Below are 20840 nucleotides of genomic sequence, written 5' to 3' on the forward strand. Positions count from 1 at the left end.
GCAGGTATTTCCCTCCAGTAGGGTGCGCCATGCGCACCGGGGTTTTGGCTTGCTCACTAATTGCCACTAGCTCAGGACGGTGCGCACGGCACACCCTACAAAATTAATTGACGTTTGGCGTGTAGGTACGATTAGCGCAAGCGTAATCGTACGCATGAGGTGCCGCATACCGGTGAATATCTGCACGGCATGCAACATCCCCATGCGGCGCATTGCAATGCGCCCTACGCTTATCCTGTTACCACTATTGCTGTGATTTTACGGACTGCGCCACTGCGCCGCGCCTGCCACATCCGCCACGTCCTCCAGCGGGAAGCGTAATGACGAGCGTAGTAGCTGGCTCATCGGCAGTTGCAGTTTGATGTTATGTGGAGGGATGGCTTGCATGAACCATTTGTCGTACATGCGGTAGATGTCTCCATCGAGCATGAGGCGGCTGAGTTCCTGATTCAGCAGGTGTTTGAAGGCGGTATCGTTTTTGCGGAAGATGATGGCGTAGGGTTCTGTCGATAGCGAATCGCCGACTACCTGAAAATCTGCCGGATGTGCAGCGGCAGCGCGCAGGCCGTAGAGCAGCACATCATCCATCGCAAAGGCAGCGGCCTTGCCCTGTGCGACCATGGCAAAACCTTCTGCATGATCTTTGCTCTCGATCAGGTTCAAATTCAATGAGCGCACCTGGCCACGGTCTGCCAGAGTTTGCGCATTGGTCGTGCCCCTGGTGGTGACCACGGTCTTGCCGCGCAGGTCACCCCAGTTGCGTATGCCAGAATCACTGCGCACCAGCATCTTTGCACCGGCGATAAAATAGGCGATGCTGAAATCAACCTGCTTACGCCTTTCTGCGGTATTGGTGCTGGAGCCACATTCAAGATCAGCCTGGCCATCTGCTATCATCTGCAAGCGGTTGGCCGGGGTTACGGCAAGGTATTTGACTTGTAATGCGGGCAGCTTGAGTTCTCGTTTAATGGCATCGACGACTTTGAGGCAGATGTCCAGTGCATAACCAACCGGGCGCTGTTGCGCATCGAGATAAGAAAACGGAATCGACGATTCACGGTGCGCAATGATGATGGTCTTGCGTTCACGGATATTGGCGAAGGTATCGGTAGCCATAGCAGAGAATGGCAACAGCAGCAGGATAACAAATTGCAGCATTACAAACTGAAAGACGAGCTTGACCATGAGATACCTTCCTCAAATTTACTTCAAATAAATACTTGCGGCTTTAGTGAAGTTGCGCTGCCTCTGCCCGCTTGACACAGGCTTGCGCCAAAATGGTGGTGGGATCAAGCAAAGCCACCGACTTGCCAGCAATGACAAACGCCGGGTCTTGCTGCAAGACCAGCGGCAACTCTGTGCAACCTAGAATGACGACCGCCGCCCCCTGCTCCACCAGATGTGTCAGCGCATCGAGCAAATCCTGCCGGGCGACACCACCGGTATGGCCCGCCTTGATGCCCAGCGGGCCGTAGATGGCGTTCATGACCTTGTCCTGATGTACCGCATCTGGCGTGATGAGCTCAAAACCCTGCCCAACGGCGGCATCATGATAAACGCGGCTGGTAATCGTGCCGGACGTCGCCAGCAGGCCGACTTTGGCAGGCGAAGTGAAATGCGCACGGATGTAGCTGACCGTTTCTTCCAGCATGTTGACGATGGGGATGGAGAGATGCGCCTGTATGCGCTTGACGTAGGCATGCGCGGTGTTGCAGGGGATGGCAATCAGCGCCGCCTCGTTTTCTTCCAGGCGCTTGCAGGCAGAATACAGGGCGATGGTGGGGTCTTCGCCATCGGCAATCAGGTTGGCGGTGCGGTCGGGGATCTGGGGATTATGTTCGACCATGATCTTGATATGGTCCTGGTCACGCGCGGCGTGGGTGTTGTGGATGATCTTGTCCATGAAATCGACCGTGGCTGCTGGCCCCACGCCACCGACCACACCTATCTTGAAGCTGCGCGGCTGCGGCGCCTGCTCATTGCGCAGCGCATATTCGACATATACCTGGTTGGTATCAACGATGGGTATGCCACGGCTGCGCAGCAAGTCTGCCACGATGGCGACATCAGTAGCACCCGAGATAATCACGTCGGCACCGCGTGCCAGCAAATGCACGCAGGCCTCATGCAGGCGATTGACAGCATCGCCCTGCAGATTGCCTGCCTTGATGCCCTGCTCGCCATAGATGGCAGCCATGACGCAACCGTCCTGCACGGCATCGTCAGGATACACGACCGCAATGCCTGAACCGGCAAAGTATTGGTCAAACAGTTTCTTGTTTTTGACATAGGTCGATGCCAGTACGCCTACCTTGCAACCGGTGGAGAACTCTTGCTGCAAGTGGGCCAGCAAGGCATCCATGATATTGACGATGGGTGTCGAGAGCTCGCTTTGCAACTCCCGGATGAAAGTATGACTGATAAAACAAGGCAGCAGCACGCGCTCTACCCGGCTTTTTTCAAAGCGCCTGATCATGTCGAAAATGTATAGTTTGCGCGCATTCAGGTTGGGGTTTTCACCGCCTGAATTTTCATTGCCTTCAAACGGGTGTTGTTCAAAGAACAGTTCATAGCGTTCAGAAATACTGTCACGCGCCAGTGCACGGGCGAGCTTGAAATACACATCCACCCCTGCCAGCGTGCCCAGGCCGCCGATAATGCCGAGCCGGGTTTTGTGTGCTTCTGGTTTGATGGTCATGTTCATGGCAGGTCGATTTTCTTTTTTGGGTGTACCAATAAAGATACCGGATAGCCAGAAAATGTTTATGCAAAATCGGTCTAGTTCTATGCCGATACTACATAGATGGTTTTTTGCACCGCGCGCGGAGCTACAATGGCAGTCATCAAGGTGCTGGGGACGCATTGGGCACACATTGGGGACGCATTGAGGATGATACATGGACATCAAATGGCTGGAAGATTTTTTGAGCCTGGCGCAGACACGCAATTTCTCTCGTGCGGCAGACGACAGGCATGTGACCCAGTCCGCCCTGAGCCGCCGCATCCGCAGTCTGGAAGCCTGGGTAGGTGCCGACCTGGTAGATCGCAGCACCTACCCGCTGGTGCTGACGCCTGCTGGCAAGATATTCAGCGCCTCGGCAGAAGAAGCCATGCGCCTCTTGAACGATACGCGGGCACAACTGCGTGTGCGCGGGCCGGATGAAAACCTGCTGCGCATCTCTGCTGGCCACACGCTGTCGCTGAACTTCTTCCCCATGTGGCTCAAGAGTGTGCGCTCACAGGTCGGTGAAATCCACGCCAGCATCCTGCCAGCCAATGTGCATGATTCTGTACTCTCCCTCGTCGAAGGTAATTGTGATTTGCTATTGTCCTACTACCATGCCGACCTGCCAGTGGAGCTTGATGCGCTGCGTTATGAATATGTGAGCCTGGGCACCGAGATTGTCTTGCCAGTATCCGTACCCAGCCGCAAGGGCACGGCCCTGTACAGCCTGCCCGGCAGCAAGGCCAAACCCATCCCCCGCCTCAACAACATCAAGGCATCCTTCTTTGGCCGCGTGGTAGAACGCGTCCTGGCCCGCTCAGACCAACCCTGCTATTTTGTGAATGCCTACGAGAGCGACATGGCCGAACTATTAAAACGCATGGCCCTCGAAGGCCACGGCCTGGCCTGGCTACCCCACAGCAGCGTCATCAACGAACTCGCCGAAGGCAAACTCGTGCGTGCAGGTGGAGAGCAATGGGCTATGGAAATGGACATACGCCTGTACCGGGCGGTGGATAACAAGAATCCGGTGTTGTTGAAGTTGTGGGGGGCTTTGGGTGGGCGTCAGGAGGAGTGACAGGTATTGCGGACCATGTTCTTGTAGGTGCGATTAGATTCTATGGTTCCCGTCAAGTTTTTATCGAGATGAGATCAGAATTAAAATCAACGCCGTTCTTGATCAAGCTAAAAGCAATCCGCAGTATTTTACGTGCGATGATCATAATGGTGGCCGTTGATGGCCAGCCAAGCTGACGGTAATGTTGGTACACAGGTGCCCATACCTTTGATTTTGCTGCCGCCATACCAGCGTTAAATAGCAAGCGGCGCCCTTCAGCAGGGCCTCGCTTGGACAACCTCCTGCGTCCACGCTTTTGGCCAGAGTCACACGGACGTGGGTCCATACCGACAAATGCAACGACAGCATCACTGTTTGTGAAGCGAACGCGGTCAAACAGATTGGCCAGCCAGGAACTCGTTAATAGTCCGACTCCTGCAATGGATTGCAAGCGGCAGACTTGTTCATCACGCTTGGGAATATCCTTATTCAATCTGGCAATGTCCTGATCGATTTGCTTGAGTAATTCTGTGAAGCTGTCTAAAAGCCTGGCTGACTTCACTTTCAGTGATGGTGCTCCATCACAGGTCAGACGCAAAGCCGTCTTTAGAGAAACAATTTTAGCCCGGCGTTTAAGCAGTTCATCCATCGTGCGTTGCTCCGGCGTAGCTGGTTCATAGCGACGCAGTTCCTTGATTTCATGGGCCAGATAACGTGCAATGAGCATGGCATCGACGTTGTCAGTCTTGGCTCGCGCCCCAACCCCTTTCGCATAATGACGGGTATCTTTAGGATTGAGCACATAAACATGCAGGCCCATCTGGAAAGCCAGGTCGGCCAGCATCTGGTGATAGGTGCCAGTTGCTTCCATCGCAATAGACGAGCCAGGTGGCAGTTGTTTCAGGAATTTCTTTAAAGCAGCTAATTCATTAGGAACAGCACGCACTGGGAAACTGCTTTCAGAGCAGGCGATAACGACCTCAGATTTCGCCACATCAACACCTATGCATAACGGGGATTGCATGATTGCCTCCTTATCGTTAAAGTGAGAATGTTGGGGTGGCCACTTCTTCACGTTAGCTTGCACATATCGGCGGTATTGGTTGGCAGGCCTATTGACCGCTGGATTCCTCATCGACGTTGAAGAGGTGGGGTGGGAGAGTTCTAATCGGGTCTGTCAGCGAAAACTGCAGATGCGCAGCGTTGTCCCTCCACCCCGACGCTTTCTAGTTTCCCAGAAATCGTCACTTATAACCATACAAGCGCAGCGTAATCGTACCCATGCGCGCCGTAACCACTTGATGAGATTGAAAGTCACCACGGCAGTTACCCAATATTTTTAGCCCAGAACGATTCACCGTCGAGAGCAATATTTTGCGAAGATCAGATTTTTTGAGTCTATGATTATTTTGGTGCACATCATGCGTACGATTACGCTGCGCTATTCATATCTACGTACTATCACCTATCATCGTTTATCATCTATTCGCCACGGTCAATTTATCCATGTTTTCATTTTTCAAGAAGAAAAAAATACCCCTAAAACATGATCTTGAACAGGTCATCTATGATGTAGCTGAGTACCAGACGGATGAAGGCTTTCATCTTCTGTACCAATTGATGGAAAAACGCAGCGTGTTTGTTCCTGCCGATCCTGCCAGCTTGCCAAAGGCAGCTACCCCCGGAGAAAAATACGTAACCACAGCGGCGGATAGAGTTCTCTTGCGGTACGTCACCCTACCCAATAACCAGCTTGCTGTCCCTGGGTACACGCGCAAAGACATGCCCAACCTGGCCAATGGCTATGTAGAGATGGAGTGGCTGGAATTATTACAAATGGCACTCAAGCTTGATGCATCTTTTTACGGCGTCTTGATACAGGGACAAAAATCCTGGGTTGCATTTGACCGTGAACGCATACAGTACATCTTGAAACTGAGCGGCATGCAATTCAATTCACCTTAGCGCCCTCCCCACATCATAAGGGCAGCCCCCACAATCACCAATGCCCAGCTCATCAATTCGGTTTTTCTCATTGATGAGACATGCTCTTTCACCTCCTCTGGTTCGCGCTCAAAAACCAAAGTTAATTTCCTGATTGAGCTTCTCCAGAAAAGATATTCGAAAGTGCCATGGCGATACAGTCGGTCTGCGTACTGCACGGAAGCATGCATGATATCCGGCTGGTAACGTCGTGCCCGCAACTCAGTTATCCATCCGCAAATCACACCCACTATAAATAAGGTAAATCCATATGGCATGTTAGTCTGCTTTCTCTGTCATTTTTTCTGCACTCGCGCTCATCTTGCATGGCATTGCAGACATTATAAACCCGTCCACTTTTTACTGGAGGCTACCTGCGAATAAGGGGGCGGTAGTTACACACCTGCGTCCCCGTCGGCACAGTTCCGGGAGCAATCGCAAGGCGCAAGCCAGTACGTGACGATTAGGGTCAATCTTCATCCACTTTAACGCACCTTATTCCAAACAATGTAATAAGTGTAACTAAGTTAAATTTTTATTAATATATTTGATGCTAATGTTATATTTTTATTGCAATCTGGAAAGTCTTATTTTGTCAATCATGCCAATTTATCACTCGAAAAGGAAATGCAATGACTTCAACAGCACATCAACTCAACACGGGTTCTGAAGCGAAGTTCAAGAAAAAAGACCGCAAGCGCTACTTTGCCCCGGCTCTGCTGGCACTTTGTGCCAACCTGTTTTTGCTGCCCCAGGCAAATGCAGATCAAACCATCTCGGCAATGGCGGGCCCCTGGCCTATCACGATCAGGACTTGTTCTTACGATGCCGGTGCCGTCTGTTCACTGACATGGAGAGGTAAGGAATTCATCAACGACTATGATCATGGACGGCAATTACAATCCGCCTCATCATTTGATAATTTAGGGGAAAGTTTCAACCCGACTGAAGCCGGTGCAGCGGTGCCGTATAACGGCATCAATCCAAGCGCGAGCAGCAGTATCCTGCAAGGAGAATGGGCAACCAGCAATGTGCTGGCGACACAGACCAGGATGGCATTCTGGTACCCGGTAGGAGGGAACCAGGTTTCCAATCATATTCTCAACAAGCGGATCATCATTGGTCTGCCCAACATGCCGCATGTGATTGAGTATCTGACTCAATTTACCATCCCGAGTAATGAAACACATTCTTTCGGCGTATTTGAGGCCCTGACAGGTTATATGCCGCCAGAGTTTTCCAGGTTCTATACATTCGATGTCAGGAACAATGCCGTCATGGAAGCCCCTCTGAGCGATGGACCTGGTGAGCAAAACCTGCCTATCATTTTTTCTACGCCAGACGGTGGATGGGCAATGGGTATTTATTCGCCAGAAGCGCCACAAGCCACATTCGCAGGCCTGGGCTATGGTCGCTTCAGATTTCCAGATACGGTGAAATGGAATAATGTATTTCGCATCTACAATCCATCTGGCACCTATCACTTCAGGTCTTATGTCATTGTAGGGTCACTGGAAAACGTGAAAGTTTCAATGACACAGTTGTATAACTACGTGCATTGAGATTTGCCGTAGATTCCCATTCGTCATAAGGTAGTGATGCAGGCATCCGCAGCGCTTCAACGAGCCGGGTGCCTGGCTACCAGAGACAATCAGCCTCTTCGGGCCTGCCCGCATTTCAGGGTATAAATGGTACGCACGGTGCCCTGCTCTTGCGGCGTGAAAACCGTACTACCTTACACCTGAAAATTATTTTCCACCGCCGCCATCCCCCTGCAGCAAACCCTGCCATTTCCCCACACATGCTGCCACCGCATCAAAGTATGCGTAATCAGAATAAGTAGGCCGTTTTAATTATCTACACTGCGTTGCGAAGTGTATTCATCCGTCTTTCATGGCCGGGCGCAATACACGCAAACCAAACCCACCCAACCACCAGGAGTTTATTTTGTCCATACCAGCGACCAGGATAGAGCACGACTTGCTCGGCGACCGTGCCGTACCGGCAGATGCTTATTATGGCGTGCACACGCTGCGCGCGATTGAAAACTTCCCGATTACGGGCACGCCCATCTCCAGTTACCCTGAGCTGGTGGCGGCGCTGGCGAGTGTGAAGCAGGCGGCGGTAGTCGCTAATCGTGGCCTTGGCTTGGTCAGTGATGCGCATGCAACGGCCATCATCAGCGCCTGTGAAAAAATTCGCCAGGGTGGTTTTCATGCGCATTTTGTGGTCGATGTGATACAGGGTGGTGCGGGTACTTCTACCAATATGAATGCGAATGAAGTCATCACCAATATCGCGCTTGAGGAACTGGGCTATGCACGCGGCAGCTACAAGATCTTGCACCCGAATGAGCAGGTCAACCTGAGCCAGAGCACCAATGATGTCTATCCCACAGCCTTGCGGATCGCGGCTTACCAGGGCATCTTGCGTCTCGTGAGTGCGATGGAGGTGTTGAAGACATCCTTCCATAACAAGGCGCTGGAATTCAAGGATGTGCTGAAGATGGGCCGCACGCAATTGCAGGATGCGGTACCGATGACGCTGGGCCAGGAGTTCAGCACTTATGCGGTCATGATAGACGAAGACCAGGAACGCCTGCGCGAAGCGGCCAAGCTGATGTGCGAGATCAACCTCGGCGCGACGGCGATAGGCACGGGCATCAATACCCACCCTGATTATGCGCGCCTGGCCTGTCAGGCTTTGCAGGACATCACTGGCATACCAGTCAGCACTTCACCCAACCTCATTGAGGCAACGCAGGATGTGGGTTCTTTTGTGCAGTTGTCGGGCGTGTTGAAACGGGTAGCCGTCAAGCTGTCAAAGATGTGCAATGACTTGCGGCTCTTGTCCAGCGGCCCGCGTGCGGGTTTTGGCGAAATCAATCTGCCTGCGGTGCAGGCTGGTTCCAGCATCATGCCGGGCAAGGTCAATCCTGTGATACCTGAAGTGGTTAACCAGATTGCCTTTGAGGTCATAGGCAATGATGTGACCATCAGCTTTGCGGCAGAAGCTGGGCAATTGCAGTTGAATGCCTTTGAACCGATTATCGCCCACAGCCTGTTCAAGAGTGTGTCGCACCTGTCCAATGGCTGCATGGTGCTGGCAGAACGCTGTGTCGATGGCATCACCGCCAACCATGAACGCCTGCGCGAAATCGTCGAAAACTCCATAGGCATCGTCACTGCCCTGAACCCTTATATCGGTTATAGCGCCGCCACCGAAGTGGCACAACAAGCCCTGCTGAGCGGCAAGAGCGTATATAGCCTGGTGCTGGAAAAGAAACTGCTGACTGAAACGCAGTTGAAAGAAATCTTGCAACCGCAAAGGCTGACGATGCCGAGACAGGTGGAAAAAGGCGAGACCATGACTGCAAAATAAGGCGCGACTGCATCCCACAAAAAATTTGAACAAACAAACCTGAGGAGACACACATGAAAAAAAACAGACTGACCACATGGATCATCACCGGCATGGTGCTGGGGCTGATCACAGGCTATATCTGCCACCGCTATGCGGCAGATGCCACACAGGCCAAGACCATTGCCGGTTACTTCAGCATCGTTACCGACATTTTTTTACGCCTGATCAAGATGATCATCGCGCCGCTGGTGTTCACCACTTTGGTGGCGGGCATGGCGCATAGCGAGCCGGGCTCGATAGGCCGGGTAGGTTTGAAGGCGATGAGCTGGTTCATTACCGCATCCTTGATTTCGCTGGCGATAGGCTTGCTGTTCTCTAACCTGTTTGAACCTGGCCGCTCGCTGGCGCTGACCTTGCCAGATGTGAATGCCACCACCAAGCTGGCGACTGGCTCGCTGAACCTCAAGGATTTTTTGACTCACGTATTCCCGCGCAGTTTTTTTGAGGCGATGGGCAATAATGAGATTTTGCAAATCCTGGTGTTCTCCATCTTCTTTGGCTTTGCCCTGTCTTCACTGAAAGGCAATGGCCCGCGTGTCTTGGTCAGTGCAATAGAAGAAACCGCGAACACCATGCTGAAGATCACTGATTATGTGATGCGCTTTGCACCGATAGGCGTATTTGCTGCCGTGGCTGCGGCGATTACCGTGCAAGGGCTGGAAGTAGTGCTCACGTATGGCAAGTTCCTCGGCAGCTTCTTCCTGGCACTGGCCTTGCTTTGGGTGATTTTGATTGCGGTAGGTTTTATGTTCCTTGGTCGTGAGGTATTCCGCCTGATAGGCCTGATCAAGGAACCGATGATCATTGCCTTTTCTACCGCCAGCAGTGAAGCGTCTTATCCCAAGACCATAGAGCAGCTGGAAAAATTCGGCGTCAGCAGCAAGATCACCGGCTTTGTACTGCCACTGGGTTATTCATTCAATCTTGATGGCTCCATGGTGTATCAGGCGTTTGCCGTGATGTTCATCGCCCAGGCCTATGGCATAGAGATGAGCCTGTCGCAGCAGATCACGATCCTGCTGGTGCTGATGGTATCGAGCAAAGGCATGGCAGGGGTCTCCCGCGCATCACTCGTGGTAGTGGCCGCAGTGCTGCCCATGTTCAACCTGCCTGAGGCTGGCCTCTTGTTGATCATGGGCGTAGATCAGTTCCTCGACATGGGGCGCACTGCCACGAATGTATTGGGCAACAGCATTGCCACCTCGGTGGTGGCGAAATGGGAAGAAGGCAAGGAGCCTGTTGCCAGTGGTGTGCCGGCGAACGAGGCTTACGAGGAACATGAGCCAGTGCTGGCGAGGGTGGCGAATAGTTGATCTGGCAAAATTGGTAGTGCTTGCAGGGATGGCGCGCGTGAGTGTGTCATCCCTTTTTTGTAGGGTGCGTTTCAACGCACCGCATTGGTACGTGGAGATGGTGCGTCAAGACGCACCCTACCGAGAATGTCCCCCTTCGCCAAGGCACAATCGTAGAGCCCCCAATGTCGTCATGCCAGAGTTAATCTGGCATCCAGGGTCTTTGAGCCGTGCTTTATGCTCAAGCTAAGTCACGCACCTTAAACCCAAAGTTATGTCTTGCGAATGTGCCGTATCCCAAAGTAAGGATCATCAACAGTATCCCCAAACTCCACAATAGCAGATGCTATTTCTGTCTTTATCTCATCCTTCAATTCTTGCGGATTTGTCAAAATCACTTTTGAAAAAGCATTTGTTAAACCAAGCCTCGCAATGATGCTCATTAATGCTTCGGTAGAGTCCAGTGAATCTTTCGACCATATTTTCAATACCAGCATATCAAGCTGATGCCTGAATGTGTCGGACAATAGTGAGTAACTATTCCACTGTCTTTCTGCCAATTCAAACACTGCAGACATCAGTATGTCGCAGTCTTGATTTTCTGGTGCTGACTTGATTCTTTCTATGATGCATGCAAACTCATGTTCAAGTTGATGCTGTGTCAGTTCGTCTGGAAATGCAGATATTCTGTCGAGTTCATCCATGCTGGCATTGCTTCAGAAAAATAGATGCAGTTATTGTATGCCCTATCTCCAATCTTCTCCACTGATTCACTCGTTACCAATTGAAAATCTGATATAGGTCGCGTCCCAATCAAATCGAGCGCCTATTTTCTCTTCAGTTCATGGCTGTAGCTATATCAACGCATGGTGATGCGCTGAAAATATCCGCCCTTCGCCGATAGATTGCTAGCGCTGCTCGCAAAAAATACAATCGCAGGGCGACCACCAGCTCCAATGTCGTCATGCCAGACTTGATCTCACTGCTGTCTGGAATAATGTCCTTGACAAACAATAACGAGTAAATTCCCTCCCTTTCAAGGGGATGTCGTCGGGGTTTCACAAAGCATGCTTTGTGCCGACAGAATCTAAGCCGCTTGCAAGCGGCGCAGTGGACGGCTTAGGATGGGGATGGGTTTCGGTCGATTGACTGTACATGATTTTGCTACAGAAACCCATCCCCATCCCAACCTTCCCCTTGAAGGGGAAGGAGTTTCAAGCATGATCGCTGACAAAAATTATTCAATTGCAGAATTAAGTCTTCGACGTAGAAAAATCGCCGGGACGCTGTTCGTACTTGACTCTCCGAATGAGTCAAGATAATTATTCCGGACAGCAGTGGGACTTGATCTGGCATCCAGCGTCTTCAAGCCGTGCTTCCCGTTCAAGCGAAACCGCAAAAAGTAACTTTATATCGGCATTAAAACACCATCACTGTATGCGACCAAAGTCACTGGATGCCGGATCTAGTCCGGCATGACGGGTTTGAAGACGCAACTTTAAACACGCAAGCTTGCCTGCTCAGGTCCGTTACATAGCACATTGCCTTACGCCCTACGCTTATCCCCAGGCTGGCATCACCGCCATATCCATGATCAGGCACCTCTACCCTCCACAGGCTTTTGCTGCCACGCCAGTATGCCACCCACCAGCAACGTCAGGCCGGAGAATATCAGGCCACGCTCGAGACCGCCAGTGCCGTCGGCGATCCAGCCTACGATGCTGGGACCAACGATCTGGCCCAGCGCAAATACGGTGGTAAAGGCGCTGATGCCTGCTGACCAGGCTTCTGGCCTGGCATTGTGCCGTACCAGTGCAGTGGTGGATGCGACGGCGGACAAGAACACAGCACCAAACAAGATGCCGGATGCAAACACGGCAAAGACATTGCTGCTCAGTGCGGGTAGCAATGCCGCGACACCCGCCAGCGCAGTCAATATCGCGAGTGACTGGCCGCCCTTGTAGCGGTCAAGCATGCCTGCCCAGATACGTGACGAGGCCAGCACGGCCAGCCCCAGCAGGGAGTAAAAGGCAGTAATCGCAGGCGCGGGCATGCCCTGCTCTTTGAGCAGCGCAACAACGAAGGTCATGTAACCGATATAGCCTGCACCGAACATGAAATAGCCTGCGAGACCAAAGCCAAATGCCTTGATGCTGAATGCGCTTTTGGCACCCGCCTGCCCGGGCAAATCCTGTATCGCCCGGACTGGCAAGCTCATGACGATGGTTGCCAGCAGGCAGGCAGCGCCCATCGCCAGCCACGGCCATTGCCAGGCATGTTCGACATGCTGCGCCTGGGCCGCCGCCAGGGTGGCAGGTACCAGCAAGGCAGACAGGGTGATGCCAAAACCAGTGCCGCCGTAATACAGGCCTATCAACAGACCCGCCCGCGCCGCATGCAAGCCACCCAGGCGCGAGATCAATACCCCACCCGCGATAAAAATCAGTGCGCTCGATATGCCCGCGAGTATGCGTTGCAGCAGCAAAAACCCGGTGGCGGTGACCATGCCGGACACCAGCATGAATATGCCCGTCAGCACCGCGCCGCCAGTCAACAGGCTATGCGCACGATAGCGCCGCATGAGCAGGGGCGTGATCAGTGCACCTAAAAAATAGCCGAGCGCGTTACCGGTATTCATCACCCCTGCCAGCAGATAAGACCAGCCGAGGTCGGCGCGCATGGGTGGCAGCAGCAGGCCGTAAGAAAAGCGTGACAGGCCCAGTGCGATGGCTGCGCCCAGTGACAATGCCAGAGCAGTCAGGACAGGGCGTTGCGCAGGGAAATGACTGAATAGCCTGGGCATGGTGATAGAGGTCATGGTAAGCAATTCAAGTGAAGTTACGGGCAACCGGGCAACAAGTTTTAGCTTCCTGCGATAGAATGCCTGTGAGTATAGTCCTGCTCCCCATTTTATAGACAAGCTTAGCAACTACAAACGCAATTTACACATGTGTTGCATGAACTAAATTCATGAGTAACCCGCTACTACACCTGCCGCCGCTGGACGCCATCCGTGGTTTTGTCGCCGTCGCCCGGCGCATGAGCATCACCGTGGCAGCAGAAGACCTGTGCCTGACGCAATCTGCCGTTAGCCGTCAGATACAAAGCCTGGAAGAACATCTGGGCAGCAAACTGCTGATACGCAAACACCGCGCCATCGCCCTGACCCCGGCGGGTGAACAACTGCTAAAACTGGCCTCGCCGTGGCTCGATCAACTCGCTGAATTTTCAGCTTCGCAGCGGCAACAGTTGCAGTCGCGCCCGGTCACCATGACATCGGCAGTCAGCGTGACTGGCTTGTGGATTTTGCCCATGCTCGGGGCTTTTCAGGCAGCGCATCCGAATATCGATGTGCGGGTATCTGCCGACAACCGCATGCTGGACCTCAAAAAAGAAGGCCTGGATATGGCCATACGCTATGCCCGTGCGGCGGATGTGCCAGCACAGGCGATCAGGCTGTTTGGTGAAAAAATCATGCCGGTAGCCTGCCCCGCCATCGCCGCCCGTGCCTTTGGCAACCCCGAAGGTTTGCTCAAAGAAGTCTTGCTAGAACTTGATGAACGCGCCCTGCCCTGGCTGCGCTGGTCAGACTGGCTGAGCGCCACCGGCCTGCTCAGCATCAAACCCGACGCCAAACCCAAGGCCTATCTGCACCTGAACCAGTACGACCAGGTCATCCACGCCGCGCTTGAAGGCCACGGCATCGCCCTGGGCCGCGCCGCGCTGCTGCAACCCATGCTCAAAGATGGCCGCCTGGTCGCCCTAGAAGACCCGCGCCTGGGCAACAGCGACTATGCCTACTGGCTCATCGTTGAATCCACTACACCACGCGCTGAGGTGCAGGTGTTCAGGGACTGGATTATTGCAGCAGCAAAGCAAGCGGATCAAACAGCTGAAAGCTCGGTGGACGCCTGAGACCAGAGGCATTGATCTGCGCTGAACGACACCATCGCAGTGACGTAGGGCACATTGTAATGCCCTACCTCTGCATGGTGCGATTTTTCTGTAGGGTGCGTTTCAACGCACCAAATCGCCAATAATCAACAACGTGAAGAAAAGCGGTGCGTCAAGACGCACCCTACGGGCTGTTTTGGTTGCGGGCAGCAATTTGGGGGCGTAAGATATCTTTCAGAAGATAGGCGGCCAGGATCATGATGAAAAAAGCAAGAGCATCTTTTTGGGAACAGTCTGCAGGCTTTTATCTCGGCGCTGGCTTCGTCGGAGAAATACCATTGACACTGTTTTTGAAACTGGACATCAGCCGCCAATTTCTCGACAGGTACGTCGATTGGCCACCACCAGTTTGGTTGGTAATGATGCTGGCATTCCTCGCTTACGTTTTTACATGCTGGGCCGGTTATCAATTAGGGTTTGGAGATTGAAATTTTTCCAGACAGATGCCGTCGCAAGCATGGCGAATATCTGGTGAGGTTTTCTGTAGGGTGCGTTTCAACGCACCAAATCGCCAATAATCAACAAGGTGAAGAAAAGCGGTGCGTCAAGACGCACCCTACGGGCTACTGAGCTTTCTTTCTGATTATCCCTTCAATATTTGCCATCAAACTTCTCGATAATGAAAGCACGCAAGGCGGATGGTAAAGCAATCACGGTCAGACCCAGTGTTGCCAGAGTCAATTTGATCGACATGCCAGGATTACCATTGCACACAAATTCCGGATGAAAAGCTGGCAGGTGGCCGCCACAGTCTATCATCAGGAACAGCAAGCTCAACGCTCCCCGAGAAAGAAAAGACCCAACCAACCCACCCACGTCATCGGCCTCACTTTTTGTTCAAAGACACCGTTCCACGCAGCAATAGCAAATACAAAAGCAATCGAGTTTGCACCAATCATCATGGGCAGTCTCTCCTCCTCTGCCAACGTCCAGAAAACGCTGGCCGTGACTATGGTGAAGAGCAGCGTCAATCCTATCACTGAAGCAGCCAGATTGACTTTACTGATCTTGGGCATGACTCTGGCTCTTTGCTTGTCGTCTTGCACAGCCACTACAAGGGCTTCCGCGCCGTATGCACGGCCACTATCCCCAGCGACAATCTTTCAAACTGAACGTCACTAAATCCCATGTCCTGCATTTCTTTGGCGAGCTGTTCTGCGCCGGGGAATTCGCGCACGCCTTGCAGCAGGTATTTATAGGCGGATGCATCGCCGCCGGTGGCCATCCATGCGATGGCGGGGGTGCAGATGGACATGTAGGTCAGGTAGGCCTTGTGCAACCAGGCCGGGCGGATGTTCGAGGCTTCAAGGATGATGAGGCGGCCACCGGGGCGTAGTACGCGCAGGGCTTCTTGCAGGGCCAGGTGGCGCTGGCAGATTTTGAGACCCAGCGAAATCGAATAGGCATCGACACTTTCGCTGGCGATGTCAGGCATGCTGTGCATATCCAGCTGGCAAAGGCGGACTTGCTCGCCGTGCTGGCCCAGCTTGCCTTGCGCTATCGCCAGCATTTGCGGGCTGATGTCAGAGGCGATGATGCGGCGGCTGGCGGGTAGCTGCTTTTCCAGCACGCGCAACATGATGTCGCCTGTGCCGGTTGCGCCATCGAGCAGGGTTTGCCATTCTTCTTGCGCGATGATGTCGGCAACGCGGCGCTTCCATGTACGGTGTATGCCAAAGCTGAACAGGTCACATAGCCTGTCATAGCGGCTGGCGATGCGGCCAAAGACGTCATCGTTGTGGGCGACGAATTCGGCGGCATTGCCGGATTGTGGTGGGTGTATCTGATCAGGCATGCTCATGATAAGAATAGAGGTAAGCCATGAGTGTAGCGTATTGCCCAGGCCGAAACATTTTTTCATCATCGCAGTGATGTAGCGCGATGGCCTTGATTCGCAGTATGCGTATTTTGTAGGGTGTGCCGTGCGCACCGGCTCAGTTCCTTATTAATATTGACGTGCGGCATCTATTGCTGCGCACGCCCCCCTGTTCACCCTGATTGATACCTTTCAAAGTTTTTTAAAAATATTTAAAAAAAAGTGTAAGTAATCTGAAATCCGTCCGACTGATGCTTAAGTTCTGCTTGTTGATGCTTACGGCAAGGCAAGCAAAGGACTTGGTTTAACTTTCAATAGAGCTTCAAAAGTAGTTGGCAGTATTTAATTACCTTCACTTATTTTATATTTTACGGAGAACACATCATGAAAAAATCTATCCAAACTGGCGCCCTGATCGCTGCTGCTGCCGCTACTCTGGCTTTGTCTGGTTTTGCTGTTGCTGCTACAAGCACAATCAGCGCTGGTGACAAGGTACATTGTGCTGGCATCAATAGCTGCAAAGGTACCAGCGACTGCAAAACAGCAGAAAACGCATGCAAAGGCCAAAATTCTTGCAAAGGCCATGGCTTTGTAGCAACTGCTGCTGGTCAATGCCTGGCTAAAGGCGGCAAAATCGTTGATCTGGATAAATAATCTAGCGTAATCGGTGAAATGCGCTAGGGAACCTCTGATTAAGTTACTGCGCGACGCTATTTTGGGCCTGCGATGCTCGCCGTACTATCGTACGACTGCGCTTCTTAACCCAAACTAACGCCGCTCGCTACACTTACTCAGAGGTTCCCTGGTTCTTTGGAGCCGCGCATTTTCTGTTTTCACTCCATATATCTTCATCATGACAAATCCCCTCACCTCTTCCAGCTTTGGCCTGGGTTTGCGTACCGACCATTATCTGTCCATACTGGCCGATAAGCCGGCAGTCGACTGGTTTGAGATTTTGTCTGAAAACTACATGGTGCCCGGTGGTAAACCGCTGGCGATGCTCGATGCCATACGCGCTGATTACCCTGTCGTCATGCATGGGGTATCGATGTCCATAGGCACACCGGAAGGCCCGTCGGATGATTATCTGCGTGACTTGAAAAAGCTCATCGATAGAGTCTCACCGATGTGGGTGTCTGACCATATCTGCTGGACGGGTGTGCATGGCAAGAATATGCATGACCTGTTCCCGCTGCCGTATAACGAAGAAACCATCAGGCTTGTTGTCAATAATGTGCGCCGTGTGCAGGATGTGCTGGGGCGCAGGCTGGTGCTGGAGAATGTATCGAGCTATCTGCAATACAGCAGCGACAGCATGCCCGAATGGGAATTTGTCGCCGCGATTGCAGAACAGGCAGACAGCATGATTTTGCTGGATGTGAATAATATCTACGTCAGCAGTATCAACCATGGTTTTGATGCGATGGACTATCTGCGCGGCATACCGCTGGGCCGCGTGCAGCAAATCCACCTCGCAGGCCATAGCGACCACGGCACGCATATTGTTGATACCCATGACCAGCCGATTGCCGACCCGGTCTGGGACTTGTATGCGCAGGCGATACGCCGCTTTGGTGCGGTGCCGAGCATGATAGAGCGCGATGACAATATCCCGCCGCTGGCTGAACTGGTGGCAGAGCTGGAGCAGGCTCGCCGTATTTGCGCTGACATACTTTCACCAGCCATCGCGGCATGAAGCTGACAAAAAAACGTGACGATGATGAATACGACGCAAATCCTGCAAGCAGATTTCCAGCAATTTATTTTAGGCCAGCGTGATGCGCTCAGCATGCACAAGCATCTGGCCGAGACACCAGGCCTGGGGCGTGATGCCCGGCTGGATATTTATTACCAGGCTTACCGCTTGCGCCTGCGCGATGCCTTGTCCGAGGCCTATGGCAAAACCCATGCTTATCTTGGTGACGATTTGTTTTACCAGGCTTGTGCAATATACATAGACGCGCACCCTTCGTCGTACCGCAATCTGCGCTGGTTTGGTGATGCATTTGCTGAGCAGTTGCGCACACAGTTTGCCGAACACCCGCAAGTGGCAGAGCTGGCACAGTTTGAATGGGCGCTGGGCCTGGCCTTTGATGCGCCTGATCAGGCTATCCTGAGCCTGCCTGACCTGGCAAGCGTACAAGACTGGGAAACCGTGGCTTTAAGTACCAGCGGCTCTTTGCAATTCATCCCCATGCAGTGGAATAGCGTGGCGATCTGGCTGGCCCTGAATGAAGACAGGGCCCCGCCTGATCCGGTATCAACAGAGCATGCAACGACCTGGATAGTCTGGCGCAAGCAGTTGCAGGCGCATTTCAGGTCATTGAATGCAGCAGAAGCGCAGGCGCTGGTGCAACTCGGTGCAGGCATGCGCTTTGCCGACGTCTGTGAGCAGGCGGCAGAAAATAATCCGGAGATTGCCAGTGAAATAGGTGGCTGGTTGCAGACCTGGGTGGTGGATGAGATGCTGGTGGAGGCGGTAGAGGCATAGCCGTTTTTTTGCCAGTGCCGTCATGTAAAAACCCGATGGCAATCTAGTAGGGTGCGCCGTGCGCACCGCTGCATCGCCGTACATTAATATTGCCAGGACCATCCAACGGTGCGCACGGCGCACCCTACTTCTGGCATCAGGCCGCCGCTCCTGCAAATCACCATCGCCGTACATGACGCCCACATGTGGCGCATTGCAATGCGCCCTACGATTATCTCCTTGCACGCATCACTGTCATCCTGCTCCTCCATCCCCCACAAGCAGCTAAGCCTGCAAACAATATTCCCACAGAGAAATTTTGTCGCTTTGTAAAGCAGTGAAACAATTTGACACAATTCACGCGTCAATGTTCTAATCCATGCTTTGCTACGGCGAAACCTGAGCCCAACTGTTTCACAGATCACCCATGACATTTGACCCGCCGAACCGGAAAACCTCTGCTACTCCCTTCCCTGAGATCAATGTCAATGCAGGTGCGTTGAGTCTTGAAGAATGGGATGAGCCCGTCGCCAAAAAAGCAGCGCCTGCCCCTTCTACTACGCCACCGCCGCAAACGCAATCACCAACGCCACCGAGCCAGCAAGAGCTGACCGGACATGATATTGCCTACCTCAATCCCAAAGAATTCCGTAATGCCCATCTGGGGCTGGAATTTTATGCGCCGGGTAGCTGGAGAGAGGTCAAGAACAGCCGCTCACTGCATTTGCTGGATGCGGCCACCGGCACCAAACTCGAAGCGAATGGTTTTGCGCGCGAAGGTATATCGATAGAAAAATGGGTGGGCATGCGCCTGCACATCGTCGATAAAGAGATGCCGCACTTCAAGCAGGTCGCCAAGCCCACTGTCATCAAGGGCGAGAACTGGGGCAACCGCATCCAGGGCATCGTGGCTGAATACAAGGGCATACAGCCTGGCGACACTGAAGAAAGCCATCTGCTGATCTGCTGCATGCGCACCGACAGCATGCTGGTTTCTATCGCGATTACGGCCAAGGCTTCGGTGTTTACCATCAAGCGGCCGGTATATAACTGGATTTTCAGCCGCAGCGATATGGTGATGCCTGCGCCTGCGGGCGCTGCCTCGGCAAAAAGCAGCGCGGCGGCCAGTGCAGGCAGCCGCAATGAGGGTGGGCGCAGCAATACCCTGGCAGACAGCGTATCGTCTGTGCAATACGCGAGCGCCGATGGCCATGACGTGGGCCGCCTTGCCATAGGCCAGCGCCTGCTGATATTGGGTATTTTGTTCTACTTTGTCCTGGCTGCCTGGGCAAAGAGTATGGACTTCTCCAGCCGCGTAGAAATACTGGGCTTATGCTGTCTGGGCCTGATGACCATCTTCTCCAGCCTGCTTGGTTTTTTCCGCATGGCTGGTGGTTTTGGCTGGTCGGCTGTCAAGACGCTTTTCATGTTCATCCTGTCTTTTGTGCCGCTGGTGAATATCATACTGATGGTGTCCTATAACATGAAGGCCACTGCGCGTATCAAGGAAGATGGCTACAAGGTCGGATTTCTCGGTGCGCGTGAAGCGATCCCGGATGATAACCATGACCTGCGCAATATCTTCCTGGCCAGCCTGGCGCTGACTGCCTGCCTGTTTGCGGTGTCCGGTAAAATCATCAAACCACCAAAAGAAGAACCCGTCGCCGAGTTTTCACCGCCTGACAACCGCTATTCCATCAGCATGCCGGGCACGCCAATTGAACAAGAGGCGCCAGCGGCCGAAGGTGTGTTCAACAATCATACCTATTCCGTGACCTCTGGCAAGATACAGTATGCAATCACGTCTTTTGACCTGGCCGTGAGACCCGCCGACCCTACCTATTTCCTGGACACGATCAAGGCAGGCATGGTAGGCCAAGGCAAGGGCAAGATCAGCGTCGTCAGCGAGAACAGCATACAGGTAGAGGGCAATGCCGGGCGCAGTGTCACCCTGTCTGCCCCAGGCGCGGTGAAGAAAGTAGATTTTTTCCTCGTCGGAAAAACCGTATACATCATCGAAGCGGGTGCACCAAAGGATATGGCCAACTCACCCAAGATTGCAGCGTTTTTTGAGTCTTTCCATACGAATTAGGCATTGCCCCTGCCTGGGGCACATTCCA

At 53.0% G+C, this 20840-nt stretch carries 20 protein-coding genes; 11 read left to right on the forward strand and 9 right to left on the reverse strand.

Translation table 11 applies throughout. The features are described 5' to 3' along the window. Window positions 1-258: 258 nt before the first annotated feature. Both UNDYM_RS21195 and UNDYM_RS21200 read right to left on the reverse strand, forming a co-directional pair. Window positions 259-1185, reverse strand: a complete 927-nt coding sequence (locus UNDYM_RS21195; protein ID WP_162042844.1) for an amino acid ABC transporter substrate-binding protein — start codon at window positions 1183-1185, stop codon at window positions 259-261. 43 nt (window positions 1186-1228) lie between these two features. Continuing rightward, entirely contained in the window at window positions 1229-2704 is a 1476-nt protein-coding gene (locus UNDYM_RS21200) for an aspartate/glutamate racemase family protein (RefSeq protein ID WP_232063558.1), read from the reverse strand. Window positions 2705-2897: 193 nt separating this feature from the next. Between UNDYM_RS21200 and UNDYM_RS21205 the strand changes: the two genes are divergently transcribed. Beyond that, window positions 2898-3803: a LysR family transcriptional regulator gene (locus UNDYM_RS21205; protein ID WP_162042845.1), complete on the forward strand. Its 906-nt coding sequence runs from the start codon at window positions 2898-2900 to the stop codon at window positions 3801-3803. Window positions 3804-3855: 52 nt separating this feature from the next. Here UNDYM_RS21205 and UNDYM_RS21210 read toward each other — a convergent pair whose 3' ends face one another. After that, entirely contained in the window at window positions 3856-4806 is a 951-nt protein-coding gene (locus tag UNDYM_RS21210; RefSeq protein WP_162042713.1) for an IS110 family transposase, read from the reverse strand. Window positions 4807-5288: 482 nt separating this feature from the next. Here UNDYM_RS21210 and UNDYM_RS21215 point away from each other — a divergent pair, with 482 nt between their 5' ends. Further along, a complete protein-coding gene (locus tag UNDYM_RS21215) occupies window positions 5289-5747 on the forward strand; it encodes a hypothetical protein (RefSeq protein WP_162042846.1) in 459 nt (152 codons plus the stop codon). Here the strand turns inward: UNDYM_RS21215 and UNDYM_RS21220 are convergent. Beyond that, the gene (locus UNDYM_RS21220; RefSeq protein ID WP_162042847.1) at window positions 5744-6043 is read right to left on the reverse strand and encodes a hypothetical protein; all 300 of its coding nucleotides are present in this window, start codon (window positions 6041-6043) and stop codon (window positions 5744-5746) included. The genes UNDYM_RS21215 and UNDYM_RS21220 overlap by 4 nt on opposite strands. Window positions 6044-6397: 354 nt before the next feature. Between UNDYM_RS21220 and UNDYM_RS21225 the strand changes: the two genes are divergently transcribed. From UNDYM_RS21225 to UNDYM_RS21235, 3 genes are all read left to right on the forward strand, one after another. Beyond that, window positions 6398-7327, forward strand: a complete 930-nt coding sequence (locus UNDYM_RS21225) for a hypothetical protein (protein ID WP_162042848.1) — start codon at window positions 6398-6400, stop codon at window positions 7325-7327. 385 nt (window positions 7328-7712) lie between these two features. Further along, a complete protein-coding gene (gene aspA, locus UNDYM_RS21230; RefSeq protein ID WP_232063559.1) occupies window positions 7713-9146 on the forward strand; it encodes an aspartate ammonia-lyase in 1434 nt (477 codons plus the stop codon). Window positions 9147-9199: 53 nt separating this feature from the next. After that, window positions 9200-10501 carry a dicarboxylate/amino acid:cation symporter gene (locus UNDYM_RS21235; RefSeq protein ID WP_162042850.1) on the forward strand — a complete coding sequence of 434 codons (1302 nt, stop codon included), beginning with the start codon at window positions 9200-9202 and terminating at the stop codon, window positions 10499-10501. A gap of 251 nt (window positions 10502-10752) precedes the next feature. Here the strand turns inward: UNDYM_RS21235 and UNDYM_RS21240 are convergent, their stop codons facing one another. Both UNDYM_RS21240 and UNDYM_RS21245 read right to left on the reverse strand, forming a co-directional pair. Continuing rightward, window positions 10753-11184 (reverse strand): hypothetical protein, encoded by a 432-nt coding sequence (locus tag UNDYM_RS21240; RefSeq protein ID WP_162042851.1) that lies wholly within the window; start codon window positions 11182-11184, stop codon window positions 10753-10755. An 890-nt stretch (window positions 11185-12074) separates the two neighbouring features. Then, window positions 12075-13298, reverse strand: a complete 1224-nt coding sequence (locus tag UNDYM_RS21245) for a YbfB/YjiJ family MFS transporter (protein ID WP_232063560.1) — start codon at window positions 13296-13298, stop codon at window positions 12075-12077. Window positions 13299-13450: 152 nt separating this feature from the next. Between UNDYM_RS21245 and UNDYM_RS21250 the strand changes: the two genes are divergently transcribed. Next, window positions 13451-14395 (forward strand): LysR substrate-binding domain-containing protein, encoded by a 945-nt coding sequence (locus UNDYM_RS21250; RefSeq protein ID WP_162042852.1) that lies wholly within the window; start codon window positions 13451-13453, stop codon window positions 14393-14395. Window positions 14396-14634: 239 nt separating this feature from the next. After that, on the forward strand, window positions 14635-14862 hold the full coding sequence (locus UNDYM_RS21255; protein WP_162042853.1) for a hypothetical protein: 228 nt from the start codon (window positions 14635-14637) through the stop codon (window positions 14860-14862). A gap of 163 nt (window positions 14863-15025) precedes the next feature. Here UNDYM_RS21255 and UNDYM_RS21260 read toward each other — a convergent pair whose 3' ends face one another. Genes UNDYM_RS21260 through UNDYM_RS21270 form a run of 3 tightly spaced genes read right to left on the reverse strand, consistent with a single transcriptional unit; the run spans window position 15026 to window position 16235 of the window. After that, window positions 15026-15211 (reverse strand): hypothetical protein, encoded by a 186-nt coding sequence (locus UNDYM_RS21260; protein WP_162042854.1) that lies wholly within the window; start codon window positions 15209-15211, stop codon window positions 15026-15028. Beyond that, window positions 15208-15450, reverse strand: coding sequence for a hypothetical protein (locus UNDYM_RS21265; RefSeq protein ID WP_162042855.1), 243 nt, complete (start codon window positions 15448-15450; stop codon window positions 15208-15210). The genes UNDYM_RS21260 and UNDYM_RS21265 overlap by 4 nt, the downstream gene beginning before the upstream one ends. Before the next feature lie 35 nt (window positions 15451-15485). Continuing rightward, a complete protein-coding gene (locus tag UNDYM_RS21270) occupies window positions 15486-16235 on the reverse strand; it encodes a ubiquinone/menaquinone biosynthesis methyltransferase (protein ID WP_162042856.1) in 750 nt (249 codons plus the stop codon). A 399-nt stretch (window positions 16236-16634) separates the two neighbouring features. Here UNDYM_RS21270 and UNDYM_RS21275 point away from each other — a divergent pair, with 399 nt between their 5' ends. The 4 genes from UNDYM_RS21275 (at window position 16635) to UNDYM_RS21290 (ending at window position 20812) form a co-directional block, all read left to right on the forward strand. After that, window positions 16635-16904 carry a hypothetical protein gene (locus UNDYM_RS21275; RefSeq protein WP_162042857.1) on the forward strand — a complete coding sequence of 90 codons (270 nt, stop codon included), beginning with the start codon at window positions 16635-16637 and terminating at the stop codon, window positions 16902-16904. A gap of 199 nt (window positions 16905-17103) precedes the next feature. Beyond that, entirely contained in the window at window positions 17104-17946 is an 843-nt protein-coding gene (locus UNDYM_RS21280; protein WP_162042858.1) for a DUF692 domain-containing protein, read from the forward strand. Window positions 17947-17970: 24 nt separating this feature from the next. Beyond that, on the forward strand, window positions 17971-18741 hold the full coding sequence (locus UNDYM_RS21285) for a DNA-binding domain-containing protein (RefSeq protein WP_162042859.1): 771 nt from the start codon (window positions 17971-17973) through the stop codon (window positions 18739-18741). A gap of 406 nt (window positions 18742-19147) precedes the next feature. Further along, window positions 19148-20812 carry a hypothetical protein gene (locus tag UNDYM_RS21290; RefSeq protein WP_162042860.1) on the forward strand — a complete coding sequence of 555 codons (1665 nt, stop codon included), beginning with the start codon at window positions 19148-19150 and terminating at the stop codon, window positions 20810-20812. Window positions 20813-20840: the final 28 nt, after the last annotated feature.

The sequence above is a fragment of the Undibacterium sp. YM2 genome (assembly GCF_009937975.1).
Classification (GTDB): Bacteria; Pseudomonadota; Gammaproteobacteria; order Burkholderiales; family Burkholderiaceae_D; genus Undibacterium.

Bases quoted from the DNA above. Each gene is read 5' to 3' on its own strand.
- UNDYM_RS21195 (WP_162042844.1), bottom strand. From the start codon at position 1,185: ATGGTCAAGCTCGTCTTTCAGTTTGTAATGCTGCAATTTGTTATCCTG.
- UNDYM_RS21200 (WP_232063558.1), bottom strand. From the start codon at position 2,704: ATGAACATGACCATCAAACCAGAAGCACACAAAACCCGGCTCGGCATT.
- UNDYM_RS21205 (WP_162042845.1), top strand. From the start codon at position 2,898: ATGGACATCAAATGGCTGGAAGATTTTTTGAGCCTGGCGCAGACACGC.
- UNDYM_RS21210 (WP_162042713.1), bottom strand. From the start codon at position 4,806: ATGCAATCCCCGTTATGCATAGGTGTTGATGTGGCGAAATCTGAGGTC.
- UNDYM_RS21215 (WP_162042846.1), top strand. From the start codon at position 5,289: ATGTTTTCATTTTTCAAGAAGAAAAAAATACCCCTAAAACATGATCTT.
- UNDYM_RS21220 (WP_162042847.1), bottom strand. From the start codon at position 6,043: ATGCCATATGGATTTACCTTATTTATAGTGGGTGTGATTTGCGGATGG.
- UNDYM_RS21225 (WP_162042848.1), top strand. From the start codon at position 6,398: ATGACTTCAACAGCACATCAACTCAACACGGGTTCTGAAGCGAAGTTC.
- UNDYM_RS21235 (WP_162042850.1), top strand. From the start codon at position 9,200: ATGAAAAAAAACAGACTGACCACATGGATCATCACCGGCATGGTGCTG.
- UNDYM_RS21240 (WP_162042851.1), bottom strand. From the start codon at position 11,184: ATGGATGAACTCGACAGAATATCTGCATTTCCAGACGAACTGACACAG.
- UNDYM_RS21245 (WP_232063560.1), bottom strand. From the start codon at position 13,298: ATGACCTCTATCACCATGCCCAGGCTATTCAGTCATTTCCCTGCGCAA.
- UNDYM_RS21250 (WP_162042852.1), top strand. From the start codon at position 13,451: ATGAGTAACCCGCTACTACACCTGCCGCCGCTGGACGCCATCCGTGGT.
- UNDYM_RS21255 (WP_162042853.1), top strand. From the start codon at position 14,635: ATGAAAAAAGCAAGAGCATCTTTTTGGGAACAGTCTGCAGGCTTTTAT.
- UNDYM_RS21265 (WP_162042855.1), bottom strand. From the start codon at position 15,450: ATGCCCAAGATCAGTAAAGTCAATCTGGCTGCTTCAGTGATAGGATTG.
- UNDYM_RS21270 (WP_162042856.1), bottom strand. From the start codon at position 16,235: ATGAGCATGCCTGATCAGATACACCCACCACAATCCGGCAATGCCGCC.
- UNDYM_RS21275 (WP_162042857.1), top strand. From the start codon at position 16,635: ATGAAAAAATCTATCCAAACTGGCGCCCTGATCGCTGCTGCTGCCGCT.
- UNDYM_RS21280 (WP_162042858.1), top strand. From the start codon at position 17,104: ATGACAAATCCCCTCACCTCTTCCAGCTTTGGCCTGGGTTTGCGTACC.
- UNDYM_RS21285 (WP_162042859.1), top strand. From the start codon at position 17,971: ATGAATACGACGCAAATCCTGCAAGCAGATTTCCAGCAATTTATTTTA.
- UNDYM_RS21290 (WP_162042860.1), top strand. From the start codon at position 19,148: ATGACATTTGACCCGCCGAACCGGAAAACCTCTGCTACTCCCTTCCCT.